The 19542-nt window shown below is 61.4% G+C and carries 20 protein-coding genes; 10 read left to right on the plus strand and 10 right to left on the minus strand.

Annotation, left to right across the window (positions count from 1 at the left end):
- Positions 1-33: 33 nt before the first annotated feature.
- The 3 genes from LOX95_RS01085 (at position 34) to LOX95_RS01095 (ending at position 1851) form a co-directional block, all read left to right on the plus strand.
- Positions 34-444, plus strand: coding sequence for a DoxX family protein (locus LOX95_RS01085; protein WP_242912441.1), 411 nt, complete (start codon positions 34-36; stop codon positions 442-444).
- Positions 437-1588, plus strand: a complete 1152-nt coding sequence (locus tag LOX95_RS01090) for a benzoate/H(+) symporter BenE family transporter (RefSeq protein WP_242912442.1) — start codon at positions 437-439, stop codon at positions 1586-1588. The genes LOX95_RS01085 and LOX95_RS01090 overlap by 8 nt, the downstream gene beginning before the upstream one ends.
- Positions 1589-1677: 89 nt before the next feature.
- Positions 1678-1851 carry a YegP family protein gene (locus tag LOX95_RS01095; protein WP_242912443.1) on the plus strand — a complete coding sequence of 58 codons (174 nt, stop codon included), beginning with the start codon at positions 1678-1680 and terminating at the stop codon, positions 1849-1851.
- 58 nt (positions 1852-1909) lie between these two features.
- On the opposite strand, the gene rimM is transcribed toward LOX95_RS01095, so the two are convergent.
- From rimM to ffh, 3 genes are all read right to left on the minus strand, one after another.
- Complete coding sequence (gene rimM, locus LOX95_RS01100) at positions 1910-2437, minus strand: ribosome maturation factor RimM (RefSeq protein WP_242912444.1); 528 nt, start codon at positions 2435-2437, stop codon at positions 1910-1912.
- Between the two features lie 101 nt (positions 2438-2538).
- Positions 2539-3012 (minus strand): 30S ribosomal protein S16, encoded by a 474-nt coding sequence (gene rpsP, locus LOX95_RS01105; protein WP_242912445.1) that lies wholly within the window; start codon positions 3010-3012, stop codon positions 2539-2541.
- Positions 3013-3037: 25 nt separating this feature from the next.
- On the minus strand, positions 3038-4558 hold the full coding sequence (gene ffh, locus LOX95_RS01110) for a signal recognition particle protein (protein ID WP_242912446.1): 1521 nt from the start codon (positions 4556-4558) through the stop codon (positions 3038-3040).
- A gap of 532 nt (positions 4559-5090) precedes the next feature.
- Here ffh and LOX95_RS01115 point away from each other — a divergent pair.
- Positions 5091-5393 carry a UrcA family protein gene (locus tag LOX95_RS01115; protein WP_242912447.1) on the plus strand — a complete coding sequence of 101 codons (303 nt, stop codon included), beginning with the start codon at positions 5091-5093 and terminating at the stop codon, positions 5391-5393.
- A 119-nt stretch (positions 5394-5512) separates the two neighbouring features.
- Here LOX95_RS01115 and LOX95_RS01120 read toward each other — a convergent pair whose 3' ends face one another.
- Positions 5513-6478: a magnesium and cobalt transport protein CorA gene (locus tag LOX95_RS01120; protein WP_242912448.1), complete on the minus strand. Its 966-nt coding sequence runs from the start codon at positions 6476-6478 to the stop codon at positions 5513-5515.
- A gap of 96 nt (positions 6479-6574) precedes the next feature.
- Complete coding sequence (locus LOX95_RS01125; RefSeq protein WP_427846558.1) at positions 6575-8746, minus strand: M3 family metallopeptidase; 2172 nt, start codon at positions 8744-8746, stop codon at positions 6575-6577.
- Positions 8747-8863: 117 nt separating this feature from the next.
- Between LOX95_RS01125 and LOX95_RS01130 the strand changes: the two genes are divergently transcribed.
- Positions 8864-9727 carry a glutamate racemase gene (locus LOX95_RS01130; RefSeq protein ID WP_242912450.1) on the plus strand — a complete coding sequence of 288 codons (864 nt, stop codon included), beginning with the start codon at positions 8864-8866 and terminating at the stop codon, positions 9725-9727.
- A gap of 3 nt (positions 9728-9730) precedes the next feature.
- On the opposite strand, the gene LOX95_RS01135 is transcribed toward LOX95_RS01130, so the two are convergent.
- Positions 9731-10234 carry an S-type pyocin family protein gene (locus LOX95_RS01135; RefSeq protein WP_242912451.1) on the minus strand — a complete coding sequence of 168 codons (504 nt, stop codon included), beginning with the start codon at positions 10232-10234 and terminating at the stop codon, positions 9731-9733.
- A 115-nt stretch (positions 10235-10349) separates the two neighbouring features.
- Here LOX95_RS01135 and coaBC point away from each other — a divergent pair, with 115 nt between their 5' ends.
- Genes coaBC through LOX95_RS01150 form a run of 3 tightly spaced genes read left to right on the plus strand, consistent with a single transcriptional unit; the run spans position 10350 to position 12490 of the window.
- Positions 10350-11588, plus strand: coding sequence for a bifunctional phosphopantothenoylcysteine decarboxylase/phosphopantothenate--cysteine ligase CoaBC (coaBC, locus tag LOX95_RS01140; protein WP_242912452.1), 1239 nt, complete (start codon positions 10350-10352; stop codon positions 11586-11588).
- Positions 11585-12034 carry a dUTP diphosphatase gene (gene dut / locus LOX95_RS01145; protein ID WP_242912453.1) on the plus strand — a complete coding sequence of 150 codons (450 nt, stop codon included), beginning with the start codon at positions 11585-11587 and terminating at the stop codon, positions 12032-12034. The genes coaBC and dut overlap by 4 nt, the downstream gene beginning before the upstream one ends.
- Before the next feature lie 48 nt (positions 12035-12082).
- Positions 12083-12490, plus strand: a complete 408-nt coding sequence (locus LOX95_RS01150; protein WP_242912454.1) for a BLUF domain-containing protein — start codon at positions 12083-12085, stop codon at positions 12488-12490.
- Here the strand turns inward: LOX95_RS01150 and LOX95_RS01155 are convergent, their stop codons facing one another.
- The 4 genes from LOX95_RS01155 to dnaK form a co-directional block, all read right to left on the minus strand.
- The gene (locus tag LOX95_RS01155; protein WP_242912455.1) at positions 12491-13402 is read right to left on the minus strand and encodes a DMT family transporter; all 912 of its coding nucleotides are present in this window, start codon (positions 13400-13402) and stop codon (positions 12491-12493) included.
- A 14-nt stretch (positions 13403-13416) separates the two neighbouring features.
- Positions 13417-14166 (minus strand): 4-hydroxy-tetrahydrodipicolinate reductase, encoded by a 750-nt coding sequence (dapB, locus tag LOX95_RS01160; protein ID WP_242912456.1) that lies wholly within the window; start codon positions 14164-14166, stop codon positions 13417-13419.
- Complete coding sequence (gene dnaJ / locus LOX95_RS01165) at positions 14163-15371, minus strand: molecular chaperone DnaJ (RefSeq protein WP_242912457.1); 1209 nt, start codon at positions 15369-15371, stop codon at positions 14163-14165. The genes dapB and dnaJ overlap by 4 nt, the downstream gene beginning before the upstream one ends.
- 301 nt (positions 15372-15672) lie before the next feature.
- On the minus strand, positions 15673-17571 hold the full coding sequence (dnaK, locus tag LOX95_RS01170; protein WP_242912458.1) for a molecular chaperone DnaK: 1899 nt from the start codon (positions 17569-17571) through the stop codon (positions 15673-15675).
- 300 nt (positions 17572-17871) lie between these two features.
- Between dnaK and LOX95_RS01175 the strand changes: the two genes are divergently transcribed.
- Positions 17872-18537, plus strand: a complete 666-nt coding sequence (locus tag LOX95_RS01175) for an alpha-ketoglutarate-dependent dioxygenase AlkB (protein WP_242912459.1) — start codon at positions 17872-17874, stop codon at positions 18535-18537.
- Between the two features lie 39 nt (positions 18538-18576).
- Positions 18577-19485: a dienelactone hydrolase family protein gene (locus LOX95_RS01180; RefSeq protein ID WP_242912460.1), complete on the plus strand. Its 909-nt coding sequence runs from the start codon at positions 18577-18579 to the stop codon at positions 19483-19485.
- The last annotated feature ends 57 nt before the right edge of the window (positions 19486-19542 follow it).

The raw sequence follows: 19542 nt of genomic DNA on the forward strand, positions 1-19542 counted from the left end.
TTACGGGGAAGGGAGGGTGCAGTGCCGAGTGGATTGTCGAGGTTTCATGATCTGACGCTGCTGGCGCTGCGCCTCTTTCTCGGGGCGTTTTTGATCTATGGCGTGTGGGACAACATCACCTCCGCCGCCCGGATGGCCGAGTTCGAGCAGTTCCTGACGTCCATCCGTTGTCCCCTGCCCCCCGTTTCCGCGCCGGTTTCTGTGTGGGCGCAGTTTATCGTTGGCGTGCTTTTGATACCGGGGCTTTGGACCCGATGGGCCGGCCTGCTGCTGGCTGCCAACTTTGTCGCCGCCGTCGTTCTGCTGGCCGGCGTCGGACAGGATTTCCGCCAACTTTTTCCGCCTGCCATTCTCATATTTGTCGGCCTGTGTCTGGCATCGGGAGGAGCGGGTGCCCTGTCGCTGGATAAACTGTTGAAGGGCCGCGGCCACCGGTATGCGTAGTCTTCCGCCTGCGTCTTTCTCTGCCGCTGTGGTCGCGGTTGTTGTCGGGTTTGGCGGCACGGTCGCTCTGGTCGTTCAGGCCGGACAGACCCTGGGGGCCTCGCCCGCCCAGATCATTTCCATGCTGGCGGCCCTGACACTCGGGATCGGTGTTACAGGCGCGGTTCTAAGCTGGCGGTTGAAGATGCCGGTGGTCATGGCTTGGTCCACGCCGGGGGCCGCGCTTCTGGCCACAACCAGCGCCGGATATGACTGGGCAACAGCTGTCGGGGCCTTTGTGCTGGCAGGCCTGATGATGGTGGCGACGGGACTGGTGCCGGTTCTGGGCCGGATGGCGGGGCGCATTCCCTCGGGCATCGCCTCCGGCATGTTGGCCGGCGTGCTCCTGCCTTTCTGCATCAAGCTATTGCAGGCAGTGCCGGTTGACCCCGTTCTGGTGATCGGCCTGATCGGCCTGTCCCTGATTATCAAAAGGCTTGCCGCGACATGGGCTGTGCCTGCGGTGCTGGTGGCCGCTTTTGCCGTACTGGCGTGGCGGGGCCAGTTGCCCGTGCCGTTCGAGGCAGGCGTGCTGACGCGACTGTCGCCAACGATGCCGATTTTCGACTGGAGGGCAGCGGTGGGTCTGGCCCTACCGCTCTATCTTGTCACCCTGGCCTCCCAGAACCTTCCCGGCCTCGTGGTGTTGAAGGCGGCAGGATATGAGCCGCCTGCCAACAGGCTGATCTTCTGGGGCGGACTATCCAGCACGCTTACCGCCCCTTTCGGAGCACACGGGGTTAATCTGGCTGCCATCACCGCCGCGATCTGCACCGGTGACGATGCCCATCCTGATGCCACCCAGCGTTGGAAAGTGGGCGTTATCTATGGCGCGCTCTATCTGGTCGTCGCACTGTTTATCCCGCCGCTGGTCCAACTCTTTGTCGCCATGCCTACGCATGTGCTGGCCAGCGTGACGGGGCTGGCGCTGCTGGCCCCGCTGACCAGCGCGCTGGCGGGTGTTTACAAGGACGACACCCACCGCGAGGCTGCCGCGCTCACCTTTGTCTGCACGGCATCAGGGCTGGCGTTGTGGGGTATCGGGTCGGCCTTCTGGGGACTGATGGTCGGGTTTGCGGCCTTGCTGGTCTTCAAGCGCCCATAGCCAAGCTTTACATTCGGGGGCTTTACAGCCTTTGGGGACATGTCACCTTGGCGAGCGACCGATAACGGTGACATCCCAAGGAGACAGCCATGGCTCACAAGTTCGAAGTCTATCAGGACAAAGCCGGCGAGTACCGCGTGCGCTTTAAGTACAATTCGGAAGTGATCTTCTCGACCGAAGGCTATTCGGACAAGTCGGGAGCCAAGCGCGCCATCGAGTCGATCAAAAAATACGTCGGCGATGCGCCGGTCGAAGACGCATAAGCTGCGGCTTTCGCGCCAAGAAAAGGGGCGTCGGATCACTCCGACGCCCCCTCTTTAATTAGTCCGGATCGCGCTCGCTGGTCTCGACAGGGCGAATGACCCTCAGCCAGCCCTCGGCGATTTTGATCTCGGGGGCCGCCTCTTTGGTGAACGGCAGATACCACGTCGGACCCCCTTCGGCCGGAGTGATCTCCAGCATATCGTCGGCACCGAAGTTCTGAACCGCCTTCACCTTGCCGATGACCTTGTCGTCAGCGTCACGGCCTTCCAGACCGATTAGGTCGGTGAGGTAGAACTCGTCCTCGTCGGTGTCCGGCAGTTGGTCGCGGTGGACGTAGAGCTTGCGGCCGCGCGCAGCGTCCGCCTCTTCCTTGGTGGTTAGCTCTTTCACCTTGGCGACCAGACCGTGTTTGTCCGGACGGGCCGAGATGATGGTCAGCGCCGGCTGGCCCTTGGCATCCAGCAGGGGCGAATAGGTCTTCAGCGACTGGGCATCGGCGGTATAGGCGGTGATCTTCACCTCGCCCTTCACACCGAATGCGCCGCCGATCTGGGCCACCAGAATGTATTTGTCGTCGCCGCTCAACTCGGGGCTCCTTGGTTCAACTGTCGTCCAGATAGCAGAAAAGCAGCGCCCTTGCGGACGCTGCCTTCCTTAAATCATCGAAGATACCGATGAAGCCGGAATTAGGCTTCGGTGGTTTCTTCAGCAGCAGCTTCAGCAGCCGGGGCTTCTTCAGCCGGAGCAGCGGCGGCAGCAGCAGCAGCGGCTTCAGCTTCAGCCTTGGCAGCAGCTTCGGCTTCCAGACGGTCAGCTTCGCGTTGAGCGCGTTCAGCAACGCGTTCTTGAGCCTTCTTGCCCGGGGTACCCTTCTTCGGGTTGTTGCCCTGGACCCACTTGACCTTTTCGCCCAGAACTTCGTCTTGCGACAGGAAGCGAGCAACGCGGTCGGTCGGCTGAGCGCCCTTGACCAGCCACTCGTTGATGCGCTCGACCTTCAGCGAAACGCGCGGGGTCTCGCCGTCCTTCGGCAGCATCGGGTTGTACGAGCCAACCTTCTCGAGGAACTTACCATCGCGCGGCGAACGGGCGTCGGCGATCACGATGTGGTAGTAAGGACGCTTCTTGGAGCCACCACGGGCCAGACGGATCTTCAGCATTTTAGTCTCTTTCTAGGAAAGTCAGTTATTTTTTGGGGAAGCCCGGAAGACCCGGAAGCCCCCCCGGAAGTTGTCCGCCACCCAGGCCGGCCATGCGGTCCTGAAGGGCTTTCAATTCGTCTGCGCTGGGTTCCGGCATCTTGCCGCCGCCCAGTGCTTTCAAGCGGGCCATGTCGGCACCGCCGCCGCCCATGCCGGGCAAACCGCCCATCATGGCCGCCATCTTTTGCAGGTTCTTGCCACCGCCCTTGGACAGCGACTTGACCATGTCCGACATCTGACGGTGCTGCTTGAGCAGACGGTTGATGTCTTGAACCTCTACGCCCGAACCGGCGGCGATACGCTTTTTACGGCTCGCGTTCAGCAGGTCGGGTTTCTTTCGCTCGGCCTTTGTCATCGAGGAGATGACAGCCAGCTGGCGATCGATCAGCTTGTCCGAGATGTTGTTGTCGGCCATCTGGTTCTTCAGCTTGGCGACACCCGGCAGCAGGCCCATGATGCCCTGCAGACCGCCCATCTTCTTCATCTGGTTCAGTTGGCCTGCGAGATCGTCCAGATCAAACTGGCCCTTGGCCAGTTTGCGGGCCATCTTCTCGGCCTTGGCCTGATCCAGCTCACCCGCAGCCTTTTCGACCAGCGCGACGATATCGCCCTGACCGAGGATGCGGCCAGCGACACGGCGGGCGTCAAAGACATCCAGAGCGTCGACCTTTTCGCCGGCACCCATGTATTTGATCGGCAGGCCGGTAACGGCTCGCATCGACAGCATGGCACCGCCACGGCCGTCACCGTCCGCGCGGGTCAGGATCAGACCCGTCAGCGGCAGACGCTCGTTAAAGGCCGATGCGGTACGTACGGCGTCCTGACCCGTCAGGCTGTCGGCGACCAGCAGGGTCTCGATCGGCTTGGCGATCTCGGCCACTTCGGCGACTTCGTTCATCAGCGCTTCGTCGAGCGTGATGCGGCCGGCGGTGTCGAGGATCAGGACGTCAAAGCCTTGCAGCTTTGCCGATTGCAGGGCGCGACGGGTGATCTGGACGGCGCTTTCACCCGCCACGATCGGCAGGGTCGCCACTTCGATCTGTTGGCCCAGCGTGGCCAGCTGTTCCATTGCGGCCGGACGACGGGTGTCCAGCGAGGCCATCATCACCTTCTTGCGGTCGAACTTCGACAGACGCAGGGCCAGCTTGGCCGAGGTGGTGGTCTTACCCGAGCCTTGCAGACCGGCCATCAGGATGACCGCAGGCGGGGTGGCATTGGTGTTCAGCGGAACCGGCTCTTCGCCGCCCAGCATTTCGACGAGGCCGTCGTAAACGATCTTGATGACCTGATCCGCGGGCTTAACCGCACGGATGACTTCCTCGCCCGTCGCCTGTTCCTTGGCGCGGCTGATGAAGTCCTTGACGACCGGCAGGGCAACGTCGGCTTCGAGCAGGGCCACGCGAACTTCGCGCAGGGCCTCTTCGACGTCCTTTTCGGACAGCGCGCCGCGGCCGGTAATCCGGTCAAATACGCCTGTCAGCCGCTCGTTCAGAGCATCAAACATTCAAAACCTCAAATCCATGGCGGGCGGTTAGGTCGGCTCCATACGACAACGACCTCTGTGGACGTAACACGTCGACAGAGGGTTCTCGCCTGCCTCGTTCTCGATGCTGGAGCTACCGGCCTATCGGCCTACTTGAGCCCCGAAAGACCCAAGGACCACCGTCAAAACCTGAGCCCTGTAAAACGTGCTCAAGTAGCGCGGTAGCGCGGTAGCACAACAAACAAAGAGCTGTCGTGCAGGTGGAGACGCGAGTTTCACTTGCGCCGGAAGTGGGGGCTTATGCCTCATTTTCAAGCCCGTGTCGACTCAGGAGTCCCGCCGCCACCGAGAAGAGCATTCAGATGCGACCGCAACATATTTAGAGATATTACATGACGGTAATATTGCATTGATTTCATGTAAGATAAGTAATCATGAGCAAGAATTATAGATTGGTCCGAATTATACCATAGAGCTGTCATTTCAACTTCAACGTCATGGGACACAAGGGCAGCCAGTACAGATGACCACTCCAACAAGCTGGAAACGCCCAATGATCAAGATCGTATCGCTTGCGGCCGCCGCCGCTCTTCTGGCCACCTCGGCCCACGCCCAGATCACCATCAGCACCAACGATATCGGCACGCCCGCCGGTGCCGCCCGCTTCGAGCAAGACGTGCGAAAGGCCGCCCGCACGCTTTGCGGTGAGCAGCGCGGGCTTCGCGGACTGTCCTGCAAGCAAGCCGTTCGTGAAGAAGCGCTTGAGCGTCTGCCGGAGCCGCTGCGCATGGCCTACGTCCAGTCGCGCTCGGCCCGCACCATTGAATACGCCGCCAATCGTACCAACGAAGGGTAAGGCTCCCGCCAGTCTGTAAGCGTTGTCCTAGAAGGTTAAGTAACCGTCCCGTCTCCCCGCCTCCAATCGACGGGACGCAAAGGCATCGCCCCTAATCGGGCGGTGCCTTTTTTTCATGCCTAAAGCCAGCCGGACTTTTTGAAGCTGATGTAAAGGCCGCTGCACACGGCCAGCATCAGCAGCAGAGCCGCCGGATAACCCCAAGTCCAGCTCAGTTCAGGCATATGCTGGAAGTTCATGCCGTAGATGCCGGCGATCGCCGTGGGGGTCGCCAGTATGGCCGCCCATGCCGCGAGCTTTCGGGTGATGATACCCTGGCGCTGCTGCTCGAGCAGGCTGGACAGGTCGAACACGGACAACAAGATTTCGCGCAAGCCCCCTGCCCTGCTGGACACCCGGCGGACGTGGTCGGTGACGTCCCTGAAATAGGGCCTGACATCCTTGTCGATGCCCGGCAAATCAAGAGTGCCCAGGCGGTTGGCCAATTCTTCCATCGGACCGAGAACACGAGTGAACTTCAGCAGCTGGCGACGTAGCTGGAACAGGGACGTGATGTCCTGACGGGACAGGAAGCGATTTAGCGTCGTCTGTTCGAACTCCAGCACCCTGTCTTCGATCGCGTCGACGATCGGCAGATAGCCGTCGACGATGAAATCCAAAACACCATGAAGGATCAGGTCCGGGCCGTGTCGCAGAAGAAGTGGCGCGGCCTCCAGCTGTTGCCTGAGCTGGGTATGTCCGCGCGCCGATCCGTGCCGGATGGTGATGACGTAGTTCTTTCCCAGAAAGATATGCGTCTCGCCGTAGATGATCTCGTCATCATGCTCGCGCGCCGTTCGCGTGACCACAAACAGACCGGTGCCATAAACCTCGAGCTTGGGGAGTTGGTGCGCGGTCAGGCTGTCCTCGACGGCGAGGTGGTGCAGTTGAAACCGCTGGACCAGCGCCTCCATTTCCTCGGTCGTGGGCTCGAACAGACCGATCCAGACGAACTCGCCGTCACCGAGGGCCAGACCTTCGGGGGTCAGGGGCGCTTCCCGCACCCGCTTGCCGTTTCGATAAACATATGAGGCGACGACAGTCATGGCAGGCCCTTAGGTTTGCCCGACGCTACGCCGCCTTTGCGCAAAAGAGAACGGCCGGTGAAGACATCCACCGGCCGTTCATATGGTCATTCCGACTTAGTGGGTCGGGAAGCCACGCACCTTCAGAAGGGCAGCCACATCCGGGTTACGGCCACGGAAGCGGCGGTAGGCTTCGCCGCGATCCGTGGTGTTGCCTTCGGACAGGATGATCTCCTTGTACTTGGCACCGATCACCGGATTGAACACGTCTCCGGACTCTTCGAAATAGGCCCAGGTGTCAGCGTCCATCACTTCGGACCACAGGTAGGAATAGTAGCCTGCCGAGTAGGCATCCGAGGTGAACAGGTGGTTGAACTGCGGCAGACGGTGACGCATCACGATCTCCTTCGGCATGCCGAGGCGTGCGAGGGATTCACGCTCGAAAGCGTCGATGTCGGTCGGCGGGGTCGCCTGGGTGTGCAGGTCCATGTCGACCAGAGCCGACGACAGGTAGGACACCGTGGCGTAGCCCTGATTGAAGGTCGAGGCGGCCTCGATCTTCTCGACCAGCGCTTGCGGCATCGGCTGGCCGGTTTCGACGTGCTTGAGGAAGCCGTCGATGATCGGACGCGACAGCACCCAGTGCTCGTGAACCTGCGACGGATATTCGACGTAGTCGCGCGGCGTACCGGCCAGAGCCGGATAGCGGACCTTGGACGACAGCGAGTGCAGGGCATGGCCGAACTCGTGGAACAGGGTCTCAGCATCGTCCAGCGAGATCAGCAGCGGGCCCGACGGAGCCTTGATGAAGTTGTTGTTGTTCGAGGCCAGAACATTCTTCACGCCGTCATACGACGAGTATGAGCGATAGGTCGTCGCCCATGCGCCCGAACGCTTGCCCGGACGGGCGAAGTCGTCCGAATAGAACAGGCCGACGTGCGAGCCGTCCGACTTGTTCTTGACCTCGAACACTTCGACGTCCGGATGGAAGACCGGCACCGAACCGTCGGTGATCTTGTGGAAGGTGAAGCCGTACAGGCGCTCGGCCATGTAGAAGGCGCCGCGCTTGACGTTGTTCAGTTCGAGGTACGGTTTGATCTCGTTCTGGTCGAGGTCGTACTTCGCCTTACGGACCTTCTCTGCGTAGTACAGATAGTCCCACGGCTCGATGTCGTGACCGGCAATCGCCTTCATGTCAGCGACTTCTTCGGCGACGCGGGCCTTGGCCGGAGCCCAGACGCGTTCCATCAGTTCCATGGCCGCCGCCGGGGTCTTGGCCATGGTGTCCTGCATGCGCCATTCGGCGTGGTTCTTGAAGCCCAGCAGCTTGGCGCGCTGGTCACGCAGGGCGACGATCTGGGCGATGGTGGCGTTGGTGTCGTTCGCATCGCCATTGTCGCCGCGGTTGACGAATTTACGCCAGACCTGTTCGCGCATGGCGCGGTCGTCACCGAACGACAGGAAGGGATCCACGCTGGAGCGGGTGTTGGTGATCGCCCAGCCGCTCAGGTTGTTGGCGCGTGCAGCAGCCGCCGCCGCGGCCTTGTCGCCTGCCGACAGACCCGCCAGCTTGGCTTCGTCAGTGACGTGGATGTAGGTCTTTTCGTCCTCGACAACCTTCTGGCCGAAGGTGGTGAAGGCGTTCGACAGGGCGGTGTTGATACGGCCCAGTTCTGCCTTGCCGGCAGCGTTCAGTGCCGCACCGTTGCGCACGAAGCTGTTGTACGAACGCTCGGCGATACGGGCCTGTTCAGCGCTCAGGCCGGCAGCAGCGGCCGTTTCGTGAACGTGCTTGATGCGGGCGAACAGAGCTTCGTTGAAGGTCGTTTCGTCGCTGGCAGCCGACAGCATCGGCGACAGTTCGCGCTCAAGCGTGCGGAAATCGGCCGAGCCAATGTTCGAGGTCATGACGCCGAACAGGGCCATTGACCGGCCCAGCGCCTCACCCGACAGCTGCATCGCCACCGAGGTGTTGGCGAAGGTCGCCGGTTCCGGATTGTTGGCGATGGCGTTGATTTCGGCACGGCGCAGTTCGATGCCTTCGATGATGGCTTCGCGCAGCTTGGCCGGGGTGACCTTGTCCCACGGCGGCACGCCTTCGAACGGGCCGGTCCAGACTTGCAGTAGTTCAGCCTTCGGCGCGGTGGTCGGCAAAACAGCGCGGGCGACGGCGATCTCGTTCGCCGATGCGGCTTGGCTCATCGAGCCCCCCAAATCCGTTCCTGCTGCGGCGCAGCCAGCCAGAGCAAAGAGGCTGGCGCCTCCGATAAGAAGGTGGCGTCTGTGCATCCGGTCTCTCCCAACCTGATTAAATCATACGCGCGCTATCCAGAGATCGCGGCGATTACGACTTGGGTGTAATGCGAAGTGATGGACGGCGAAACCCTTGAGGTCTAAAGGCCGCATATGGCGATAGGCGTTTTTGACTCCGGCGTGGGTGGATTGACGGTCCACCGTGAACTCGTGTCCCGATTTGCGGAGCGGGATTTCATCTATTTGGGCGACCAGGCCAATGCGCCTTATGGCGGGCGTGGCGGCGAAGAAATCGTCGAGCTGACGCGCGAAGGTTGCGAGACCCTGTTCCGCGCGGGTGCCTCTGTGGTGGTTCTGGCGTGCAATACGGCTTCGGCCATTGCACTACGCCGCCTGCAACAGACATGGATCCCCGGTCTTCGCGAAGAGCTGAGCCGTCCGGTCAATGTGCTGGGTATCATCGTGCCAACTATCGAAGCCGCCACCGGCCTGCCCTGGTCCTACGAGGCCGAGCGTGACGGTCGCCTCGAGGGCGAGAAGAAAGAAGCCATCGACATCACCGGCATCTTCTGCACCGCTGCCACTGCCATGAGCCGCGTGTACGAGATCGAGATCGACAAGCGCCGCACCGACCTTGCCGTCTTTACCGAGCCCTGCCCCGGTCTCGCGGGTCTGATCGAACTAGGCGCACCGGAGGAAGAGCTGCGCGTGGTCGTGCGTGACCATGTGGACTCGCTGCGTCGTCGCATCGGTCGCCATCCGGACAAGGCCATTCTGGGCTGCACCCACTATGAGATCGTCGCCAATCTGTTCGCAGAGACTCTGCCCGAGGGTGTGCAGGTCATCAGCCAGCCCACCGCTGTAGCCGACAGTCTGGAACGTTATTTCGAGCGTCACCCCGAATATGATCTGGGCAATACCGGACGTCGCACCTTCCTGACCACCGGCCAGCCGGGACCGCAGTCGGACCTCATCGCCCAGTTCTGGGGTGCGCCTCTTACGTTCGACGCCGCATAAGCCTTAGCGGTTAAAGCTTCCGGCGGTCGACTTCTGCCGTTCCCAGTAGTCGGCACCGTTCGAGGGTTTGAACATGGTGCGGACGACCCCGCGCTTGTCCACGACGGCGAAGGTGTTGGTGCGCGCCTGATAGATCAGCACGTCGCCGTTGGGTCTGCTGATTTTCTCGGCATCAGCAGGAGGTGACTTGGTGAACTGCTTGGCCTTGGCCAGATAGTCCTCGGCGCTGGTCGAGCCGAAATCGGCACCGTTACGCTCAAACAGTCGCACCGCTTTGGCCCCCGCAGTTTCGCTGCGATTGGAGGTCAGAACAACGGCGGCTTCTGCCGGAGCATTGGCGGGGGCGGGCGTCTGCACCATGGGCGCAGGTGCCGGGATCTGTGCTGTTTCTACAGCCGCCAGCGCCTGGGGGCGTTCTCGCGTTTCGACCGCCGAGCCCCCGTTGTCGCAAGCCACAAGACCAAGGGCCACGAATACAGTCGCCCCGATAACCACTCGTTTTTTCACTACACCCACCCCCTGAATATCAACGTTATTCTTAATAGGATATTTGGGGATATGGCAACGCTCGGGACCGAAGGCTTGTCTCGACGCGGTCATGTTCTGCGTCTAAACACGCACTATGAGCAATCCGACCCTTCTTGGCCGCCGCGTTCTGCTGATCATTGGTGGCGGTATCGCTGCCTATAAGTCGCTGGAGTTGGTGCGGCTGATCAAGAAGTCCGGCGGTGAGGTTATGACCCTGCTGACCAAGGCTGGCGCAGAGTTTGTCACCCCTATGTCTCTGGCCGCGCTCAGCGGACATTCGGTTCGCCAAGACCTGTTCATGCCCGAAGACGAAACGGCGATGGGACACATCGAACTGTCGCGCTGGGCCGATCTGGTTGTGGTGGCCCCGGCGACAGCGGGGCTGATAGCCAAGGCTGCCAATGGCATGGCCGACGATCTGGCCTCGACGACCCTTTTGGCGACCGACAAGAAGACCCTGTGGGCACCGGCTATGAATGTGCGGATGTGGGAACATCCAGCGGTTCAAGCCAATGTCTCCAAGCTCAAATCGTTTGACGGATTTCACCGCGGTGCCTTCGTTGGTCCAGATCAGGGCGAAATGGCATGTGGGGAGTTCGGGTTTGGCCGCATGGCCGAACCGGCCGCTATCCTTGATGCCATTGCGGCCGCGCTGTCGGACAGCAAGCCCTTGGCCGGACGCAAGGCTGTCATCACCGCAGGCCCTACCTTTGAGGCCATCGACCCCGTTCGCGGCCTGACCAACCGCTCCAGCGGCAAACAGGGCTATGCCGTCGCCGCCGCACTGGCCGAGTTGGGGGCCGAGGTCACTCTGGTGTCGGGTCCGGTCTTTCTGAACCCGCCTGCAGGGGTGCGCCGCATTCCGGTGGAAGCCGCGACCGAGATGCTGGCCGCGGTAGAGGGCGAGTTGAAATCATCTCCCGTCGATATTGCCGTCATGAGCGCTGCGGTCGCCGACTGGCGTGTTGACGGCGTAGCCACGGGCAAGATCAAAAAGGTGCCAGGCGGCGGCCCCCCTGCCCTGCAACTGATCGAAAATCCGGATATTCTGGCAGCCGTTTCCAAATCGGGCCCGTCGCGACCCAAGCTGGTCATCGGTTTTGCCGCCGAGACATCGGACCTCGAGGCCAATGCGAAGGCCAAGCTGTCGCGCAAGGGCTGTGACTGGATTGTCGGTAATGACGTCAGCCAGGACGTCTTTGGCTCGGACGGCAATGCCGTCACCCTGTTTACCCGCGACGGCAGCGAAAGCTGGGCGCGTCAGTCCAAAACCGACATCGCCAACCGTCTGGCCCAACATATCGTCGAACACTTCAAGGCAAATCCTCAATGAGCACCTTGCGTATCCTGCCCCTGCCGCACGCCGAAGGTCTGGCACTTCCGGCCTATGAGACGCCGGGGTCAGCGGGGATGGACCTTCGCGCAGCGATTGGTGCGGACGAAGTGATCACCCTGCAACCCGGTGCGCGGGTTCTGGTACCTACGGGTTTGAAGATCGCTCTTGAACCCGGCTTTGAGGCGCAAGTGCGTCCGCGTTCAGGTTTGGCACTGAAGCACGGTATCACGACCCTGAATTCGCCCGGCACAATCGACAGCGACTATCGTGGAGAACTTGGCGTCATCTTGATCAACCACGGTCAGGTGTCGTTTGAAATCCGTCGCGGCGAGCGAATTGCTCAAATGGTCATCGCGCGACACGAACAATGTCATATCGTTGTTACGGATACCCTTGACGAGACCCTACGTGGCGAGGGAGGGTTCGGTTCGACAGGCAAATAGCCTGAAAGATCGAACTCTCTCGGGTCGATCGGGGGGTGTATTGGCGTGATGAAAAATCTGGAATGTCTGGTCTACATCAGTCGATGCACCCTCGACCAAGCTGCGCTCGAAGCACAGTTGGAGGATCTCGTCGCGGTTTCTGCGTTCCGTAACAAGAGCGCACAGATCACCGGCGTACTGGTGCACGAGAACGGCTACTTCTTCCAGATGCTGGAAGGGGCACCTGCGGCGCTCGATCTTCTGATGATCCATCTGCATTTTGACGAGCGTCACGAGGACATCCGCGTGGTCGCGCGCGAGAAAATCCCGACCAAAAACGCCGTGTCATGGGCGATGGTGACACCCCCGCTGGATCACCCGCTGCGCCGCGATCTGCGCACGCTTGCCAGCAATCCCCCATCCAGCGTCCAGCCGTGGCGCAGGTTGTTGCTGGAAATGATCCCCGAAAACGCCTGACTAAACGCTCGCGTTGGCGCTCGGTGGGGTGATCTCGCGATGGCGTACGCGCTCGCGCCATGCCGTATAGAGGCCGCTGGCGGCAATCAACGACGCGCCAGCCAATGTTGCGGTCGTAGGCACGTCCGACATCAGCATCCAGCCCAGCAGCACCGCGCCCACCATTTGTAGATAATCTAGCGGTGCCAGCGTCGACACCGGCGCATGTCGCAACGAGTTGGTCATCAGCATCTGGGCAAAGCCCCCCGTAAGGCCTCCCGCCGCCAATATCGCCATGACGGCCAGGGTGTGGGGATGGCCGTTGAACAGCGCCACAGTGCCGCCTGCGACCGCGCAGGCGATAAAGAACCAGAAGACAATCGAAGTCGCACTCTCGGTTTTTCCCAACTGTCGTAACGTCACGGTGACCGAGGCGGCCACAAAGGCCCCGCACAGCGCAAACAGCAACCCGACAAGCGGCGGCGCTCCTGCTGCCCCCGGACGCACCACCACCATCACGCCTATGAAGCCGATCAGAATGGCGACCCAGCGATGCAGGCCCACTTTTTCCTTCAGGAACAGGATAGAAAGCAAAGTGGCAAAGATCGGGGCGGTGAAGCCGATGGTCGTCGCATCGGCCAAGGCCAGATGTTTAATGCCCTCGAAGATCAGGAAAATACCCGAGACCCCGAGCGCGCAACGCCACAGGTGAACGAGCGGGCGCTTGGTTTTGATCGCATCAAGGCCGGTCTTCTGGCCGACGATCCATAAGAGAACCACCGGAAGACCGAACAGGGCGCGGTAGAAAACCATCTCGCTGGCGGCCACAGGCTCCAGAGTCGCGCCCCATTTCATCAGGCCGAAGCTCAGCGAAAAGCACAGCGCCGAGGCGGCGCGGAGCATGATGCCGTAGCTGGAACCCGATTTGACCATATCTCCCGAAGCCCTCAGGCCTGACGGAAGCCGAGCACGTCCTGCATGTCGTAAAGACCGGGCTGGCGATTGCGAACCCATGCGGCAGCGGCCACCGCGCCCTTGGCGAACAGACTGCGGTCGATGGCAGAGTGCGACAGGCTGAGGACCTCGTCCTCGGAGGCGAACATCACGGTGTGCTCGCCGATAATGCCGCCGCCACGGATGGTGGAGAAGCCGATCTTGCCGCTCTCACGCGGACCCTGGACGCCGTCATAAGGGGCTGTGCGCAGTTCGGAAAGTTCACCGCGACGCCCATCGGCTGCCGCCTCGCCCAGCATCAGGGCAGTGCCTGAAGGACTGTCGACCTTGCGACGGTGATGGGCCTCGGTGATTTCGATATCCCAGTCAGCACCATCCAGGCGCTGGGCGGCATTGCGGACCAGACCGATCAACATGTTCACGCCCAGCGAGAAGTTGCCGCTTTTGACGATGGCGACCTTTTCGGCTGCCGCTTCGATCAGCGCTTCTTGCTCTTCATTCAGTCCGGTCGAGCCGATAACCAACGCCGGTCCGCCTGCTTCGGCACAGGCTTGCGCCAAGGCGACCGAAGCCTCGGGCGTCGAAAAGTCGATGATGACGTCGCACAGCTTCAGATCAACCGTGTCACCACGGTCGAAGCGTGCAGCCACAACCACATCCGAACGTGCATCCAGTACATTGGAGACCGCACGGCCCATGCGGCCCCGATAACCGGATATACCGGCGTGGAAAATTTCACTCACGCAGCGTCTTCTTTCGAACCGTCGGTTTCAGCACCCATGATATCTGCCCAGAAACGCTTGGCCTTGCCAGCGAAACTGGTGTTTCGGGGTGTCTGTTTTTCGCCGAGAGAAGCGGCCAGTTCCTGCATAAGTTCCTTCTGGCGCGCCGTAAGATCTGTGGGTGTTTCCACGAACAGTTCGACCACGAGGTCGCCACGCGTACGCCCGTTCAGGTGGGGCATACCCTTGCCCTTGATGCGAACGGTCTTACCCGTCTGTGAGCCTGCCGGAACATCGACCGGCTGACGGCAGGCACCGTCACAGGCGGTCGAAACAAGACAAGGTGCGTCGACCGAGCCGCCCAGCGCGGCAACCGTCATCGGCACCGGAACGGTGACCAGAAGATCGAGGTTGTCACGTTCGAACAGTTCGTGCGGCAAGACGGACAGGAAGACATAAAGGTCGCCACGCGGACCGCCGCGCTGTCCGGCCTCGCCCTCGCCTGTCAGGCGGATGCGCGATCCGTCATCGACACCGGCAGGGATCTTCAGCGACAGACGGCGGGTCTTGCGGACCTGACCGTGACCACGGCATTCCGGGCACGGGTCGGTGATCATCTCGCCCGAGCCGCCGCAACGCGGGCAGGTGCGTTCGACCTGGAAGAAGCCATTGGCCTGACGGACACGGCCAGCACCGCCGCAGGTCGAGCAAATGGTCGGCTTGCTGCCAGCCTTGGCACCGGAACCTTCGCACGGCTCGCAAGTCATAGTGGTGGGGACGGAAATCTCGACCTCGGCACCCTGATAGGCCTGCTCGAGGGTGATCTCCATGTCGTAGCGCAGGTCCGAGCCACGGCGCGGGCCGTTGCTGGAGCGACCACGACCACCGCCGCCAAAGGCATCGCCGAACGCGTCGCCGAAGACCTGGCTGAAGATGTCGTTGATGTCGTGGAAGCCTTGGCCGCCGCCTTGACCGAACGGGTTGCCGCCACCGGCACCGCCATTCACGCCTGCGTGGCCGTAGCGGTCATAGGCGGCACGCTTGTCGTCGTCAGACAGCACCGAATAGGCTTCGGAAATCTCTTTGAATTTGGCAACAGACTCTTCGGAGCCACCGTTGCGGTCGGGGTGGTGCTGCATCGCCAGCTTGCGATACGCACTCTTGAGGCCTGCGGCGTCGATCGTCCGCTCCACCCCGAGGATTTCGTAATAGTCACGTTGCGCCATCAGGCGTTCGTCCTCTTACCTTCTCGCCGCCCCTGCGGACCGTTGATCCAGCCCGTCAGCGTACGGATTGATCCAGCAGACATTGGGTGCCGGATCGAATGATGCAAGTTGTGAAACTGACCCGAGCTACCCGGCTGGGCCTCAAGGGATCTCACAGATAATGTCCTCATGTAGCCCGAAGGGCGGTAGGACAACTTACTAACTGCCCTCATGTAGCCCGACGGGCGATAGGGCGAACTTCAAGAAAGACCCCGCCTACCGTCTGGCAAGCGGGGCCATTTCATTACCTAACCCCGAAGGATCAGGACTTCTTGTCGGCGTCGTCCGAGACTTCCTCGAACTCGGCATCGACCACGCCATCATCAGCCGGCTGTTCGGCTGCACCCTCGGCACCCTGCTGGGCAGAGTACATGGCTTCACCCAGCTTCATCGAAGCTTGGGCCAGAGCGTTGGTCTTCTCGCGGATCGGCTCCGGATCGGTGCCTTCCTTGGCCGACTTCAGCTCGTCGATAGCGGTCTGGATGGCGGTCTTTTCAGCTTCGCCAACCTTGTCGCCGTGTTCCGACATAGCCTTCTCGGTCGAGTGGATCAGAGCATCGGCCGAGTTAACGGCTTCAACCAGTTCCTTACGGGCCTTGTCGGCTGCAGCGTTGGCTTCAGCTTCCTTGACCATTTGCTCGATGTCCGAGTCCGACAGGCCACCATTGGCCTGAATGCGGATCGAGTGCTCCTTGTTCGTCGCCTTGTCCTTGGCCGTGACGTGCACGATGCCGTTGGCGTCGATGTCGAAGGCAACCTCGATCTGCGGCATGCCGCGCGGTGCCGGCGGAATGCCCATCAGGTCGAACTGGCCGAGCATCTTGTTGTCCGCAGCCATCGGGCGCTCGCCTTGGAACACGCGGATGGTCACAGCCGACTGGTTGTCTTCGGCGGTCGAGAAGACCTGAGCCTTCTTGGTCGGGATGGTGGTGTTGCGCTCGATCAGCGGGGTGAACACGCCACCCAGGGTCTCGATGCCCAGGGTCAGCGGGGTCACGTCCAGCAGCAGCACGTCCTTGACGTCGCCTTGCAGAACGCCAGCCTGAACAGCAGCGCCCAGAGCCACGACTTCGTCAGGGTTCACACCCTTGTGCGGCTCTTTGCCGAAGTATTTCTTCACGGCTTCCTGAACCGCAGGCATGCGGGTCATACCACCGACCAGAACCACTTCGTCGATATCCGAAGCCTTCAGGCCGGCATCCGCCAGAGCCTTCTTGCACGGCTCGATCGTGCGGGTGATCAGGTCTTCGACCAGAGCTTCCAGCTTGGCGCGCGACAGCTTGATGTTCAGGTGCAGCGGGCCCGAAGCGTTCATGGTGATGAACGGCAGGTTGACCTCGTACTGGGTGGTCGAGGACAGTTCCTTCTTGGCCTTTTCGGCCTCTTCCTTCAGGCGCTGCAGAGCCAGCTTGTCCTGACGCAGGTCGACGCCCTGCTCCTTCTTGAACTCGTCGGCGAGGTAGTCGACCAGACGCAGGTCGAAGTCTTCACCACCGAGGAAGGTGTCGCCGTTGGTCGACTTCACTTCGAAGACGCCATCGCCGATCTCGAGGATCGAGACGTCGAAGGTACCACCGCCGAGGTCGTAAACGGCGATCTTCTGACCGTCGTTCTTGTCCAGACCATAGGCCAGAGCGGCTGCGGTCGGCTCGTTGATGATACGCAGGACTTCAAGGCCGGCGATCTTGCCGGCGTCCTTGGTGGCCTGACGCTGGGCGTCGTTGAAGTAGGCCGGAACCGTGATGACGGCCTGGGTGACGGTTTCACCCAGGTAAGCCTCTGCGGCTTCCTTCATCTTGGTCAGGGTGTAGGCCGAAACCTGTTGCGGCGAGTAGTCCTTGCCGTGGGCCTTGACCCAGGCGTCGCCGTTCGGGCCCTTGGTGATTTCGAAGGGCACCATGCCCTTGTCTTTGGCTACCACCGGATCGTCGAAGTTACGACCGATCAGACGCTTGATGGCGAAGAAGGTGTTGGACGGGTTGGTCACAGCCTGACGCTTGGCGGGTTGACCCACCAGAACTTCACCGCCGTCCTGGATCGCGACCACCGACGGGGTGGTGCGAGCGCCTTCGGCGTTTTCGATGACCTTGGGGTTGCTGCCGTCCATGACGGCGACGCACGAGTTGGTGGTGCCGAGGTCGATGCCGATAATCTTGGCCATGGCCTTGTCTATTTCACTCCTTGCGGCGGGCGATGCGGCGGCCTTCAAAAGCGCCGCGCTTGACCGCCCCCAGTTGGGCTTGAGACGCCTCACCGGCAAGGCCGGATCAGCAGGTTAAATCAGATTGGCCGATCCGTCGTGAAACCACGACCGGTTCGTGACCGTTCGCAGTCGGATATGGGAAAGTCCCTAGCGGCTGCAAGGGCTTCCGACGCAATGAATCTGTTTTCTGTCGACGTTGCGCCAATTCCGCCCCTGAGGGATCGACCTTGCCGCCATTCCCGCGCAGTTTTGATGACAATGAGTGAAGATACCGTCTCCAATCTGATCGTTCCGCCGGCCCTGAACACGGGTCTGGAGGGCTTTGTCGTTTGGCCGGGTTTGCTCGATGCGAACCAGCAGATCGCCTTGCTGGATGATATTCGCGCTGTGGTCAGGGCCGCGCCGCTTTATCGGCCGGTGACACCGGGCGGAAAGGCGTTCTCGGTACGCATGACCAACTGTGGGCCATTGGGATGGGTATCGGACCGCAAGGGCTATCGATACCAGCCGGCCCATCCCGAAACCAATGAGCCATGGCCGCCAATACCACCTGTTCTGCTGTCCATCTGGAATGAGCTGAGCGGATACTCTGCGCCGCCCGATGCCTGTCTGGTGAACTTCTATGAGGACACCGCCAAGATGGGACTTCATCAGGATAAGGATGAAGCGGACTTTACTGCTCCGGTTCTTTCGGTCTCATTGGGCGACACCGCTGTTTTCCGATATGGTGCTGCCGAGGGTGGTCCGACGCGTTCAGTCAGACTGGCATCGGGGGATGTCTGCATCCTGTCTGGACCGGCGCGATTGGCGCGCCACGGGATCGACCGGGTTATTTCAGGGACGTCGCGCCTGCTGCCATCCGGAGGGCGGATCAATCTGACTTTGCGGCGTGCAGTCGCCCCTAGTGACGGCACAAGCACTTAATGTTTCACATGAAACGATAACGGACGGGAGCTAGAGACCATGGCCAACATCACCACTCCGGAAGGTTTGTCTGAAGACCAAACGGCCCCCACACGCCGTGGTCTGGGCAAGATCGCAGCGGCCGGCGCGGCCTTTGCTGCCTATGCCCCCGCAGCGATGTCGCAAGAGGCGACGCCGATCCAGACCTCGAGCGATGGACTGGATGCGGGAGACATCACCTATCCGGCACCTGACGGTTTCCAGCTGCCGGCCTATGTGGCGCGCCCCTCAGGTGCAGGCCCCTTCCCTGTGATTATCGTCGCTTCCGAGATTTTCGGCGTCCATGAATACATCCGCGATGTCTGCCGCCGACTGGCCCGTGAGGGCTATGTTGCGATTGCGCCCGCCTTCTTCGTGCGCGAGGCCGATCCGGCACCGCTCAGCGACTTCCAACAGATCATCGCCATCGTGAACAAGGCTACCTATGAACAGGTGATGGGCGATATCGCCGGCGGGCTGGCGTGGGCCAAGGCACAGCCGTTCGCAGACACGGGCCGCGTGGGCATCACCGGTTTCTGCTGGGGCGGCAAGGTCGTGTGGCAGGCCGCCGCGCGCTTTGGCCAGGAAATAAAAGCAGGCGTTGCTTGGTATGGGCGCTTGGCCCCTGCCGCCAACGCCACCCCGGAACAAATCGAAGCCGGAAAGCCATGGCCCATTGATCTGGTTGGCGAGCTGGGCGGCCCGGTCATCGGTCTCTATGGCGATCAGGACACCGGCATCCCCAACGACAGCGTTGCCGCCATGAATGAAGCCCTCGGGGCCGCAGGTCGCACCGACAGCCATGTCACCCTGTTTGAAGGGGCGCAGCACGGTTTCCATGCCGACTATCGCCCCATGTACAACCCGTCTGCAGCCCGAGAAGGCGAGCGCCGGATGATCGAGCATTTCGCCCGCTTCGTGAAAGGCTGAGATACAAAAAACCCGCTGTCCAATGGGCAGCGGGTTTTTCATTTTTAGTGTCTGGCT

Origin of the sequence: Brevundimonas pishanensis (assembly GCF_022750635.1) — a bacterium.
Lineage (GTDB): Bacteria > Pseudomonadota > Alphaproteobacteria > Caulobacterales > Caulobacteraceae > Brevundimonas > Brevundimonas pishanensis.

Bases quoted from the DNA above. Each gene is read 5' to 3' on its own strand.
- LOX95_RS01155 (WP_242912455.1), bottom strand. From the start codon at position 13,402: ATGGTCAAATCGGGTTCCAGCTACGGCATCATGCTCCGCGCCGCCTCG.
- LOX95_RS01090 (WP_242912442.1), top strand. From the start codon at position 437: ATGCGTAGTCTTCCGCCTGCGTCTTTCTCTGCCGCTGTGGTCGCGGTT.
- LOX95_RS01180 (WP_242912460.1), top strand. From the start codon at position 18,577: ATGGCCAACATCACCACTCCGGAAGGTTTGTCTGAAGACCAAACGGCC.
- LOX95_RS01125 (WP_427846558.1), bottom strand. From the start codon at position 8,746: ATGCACAGACGCCACCTTCTTATCGGAGGCGCCAGCCTCTTTGCTCTG.
- dnaK (WP_242912458.1), bottom strand. From the start codon at position 17,571: ATGGCCAAGATTATCGGCATCGACCTCGGCACCACCAACTCGTGCGTC.
- LOX95_RS01150 (WP_242912454.1), top strand. From the start codon at position 12,083: ATGAAAAATCTGGAATGTCTGGTCTACATCAGTCGATGCACCCTCGAC.
- coaBC (WP_242912452.1), top strand. From the start codon at position 10,350: ATGAGCAATCCGACCCTTCTTGGCCGCCGCGTTCTGCTGATCATTGGT.
- dnaJ (WP_242912457.1), bottom strand. From the start codon at position 15,371: ATGGCGCAACGTGACTATTACGAAATCCTCGGGGTGGAGCGGACGATC.
- LOX95_RS01175 (WP_242912459.1), top strand. From the start codon at position 17,872: ATGAGTGAAGATACCGTCTCCAATCTGATCGTTCCGCCGGCCCTGAAC.
- ffh (WP_242912446.1), bottom strand. From the start codon at position 4,558: ATGTTTGATGCTCTGAACGAGCGGCTGACAGGCGTATTTGACCGGATT.
- dut (WP_242912453.1), top strand. From the start codon at position 11,585: ATGAGCACCTTGCGTATCCTGCCCCTGCCGCACGCCGAAGGTCTGGCA.
- LOX95_RS01095 (WP_242912443.1), top strand. From the start codon at position 1,678: ATGGCTCACAAGTTCGAAGTCTATCAGGACAAAGCCGGCGAGTACCGC.
- LOX95_RS01120 (WP_242912448.1), bottom strand. From the start codon at position 6,478: ATGACTGTCGTCGCCTCATATGTTTATCGAAACGGCAAGCGGGTGCGG.
- LOX95_RS01130 (WP_242912450.1), top strand. From the start codon at position 8,864: ATGGCGATAGGCGTTTTTGACTCCGGCGTGGGTGGATTGACGGTCCAC.
- LOX95_RS01115 (WP_242912447.1), top strand. From the start codon at position 5,091: ATGATCAAGATCGTATCGCTTGCGGCCGCCGCCGCTCTTCTGGCCACC.
- rpsP (WP_242912445.1), bottom strand. From the start codon at position 3,012: ATGCTGAAGATCCGTCTGGCCCGTGGTGGCTCCAAGAAGCGTCCTTAC.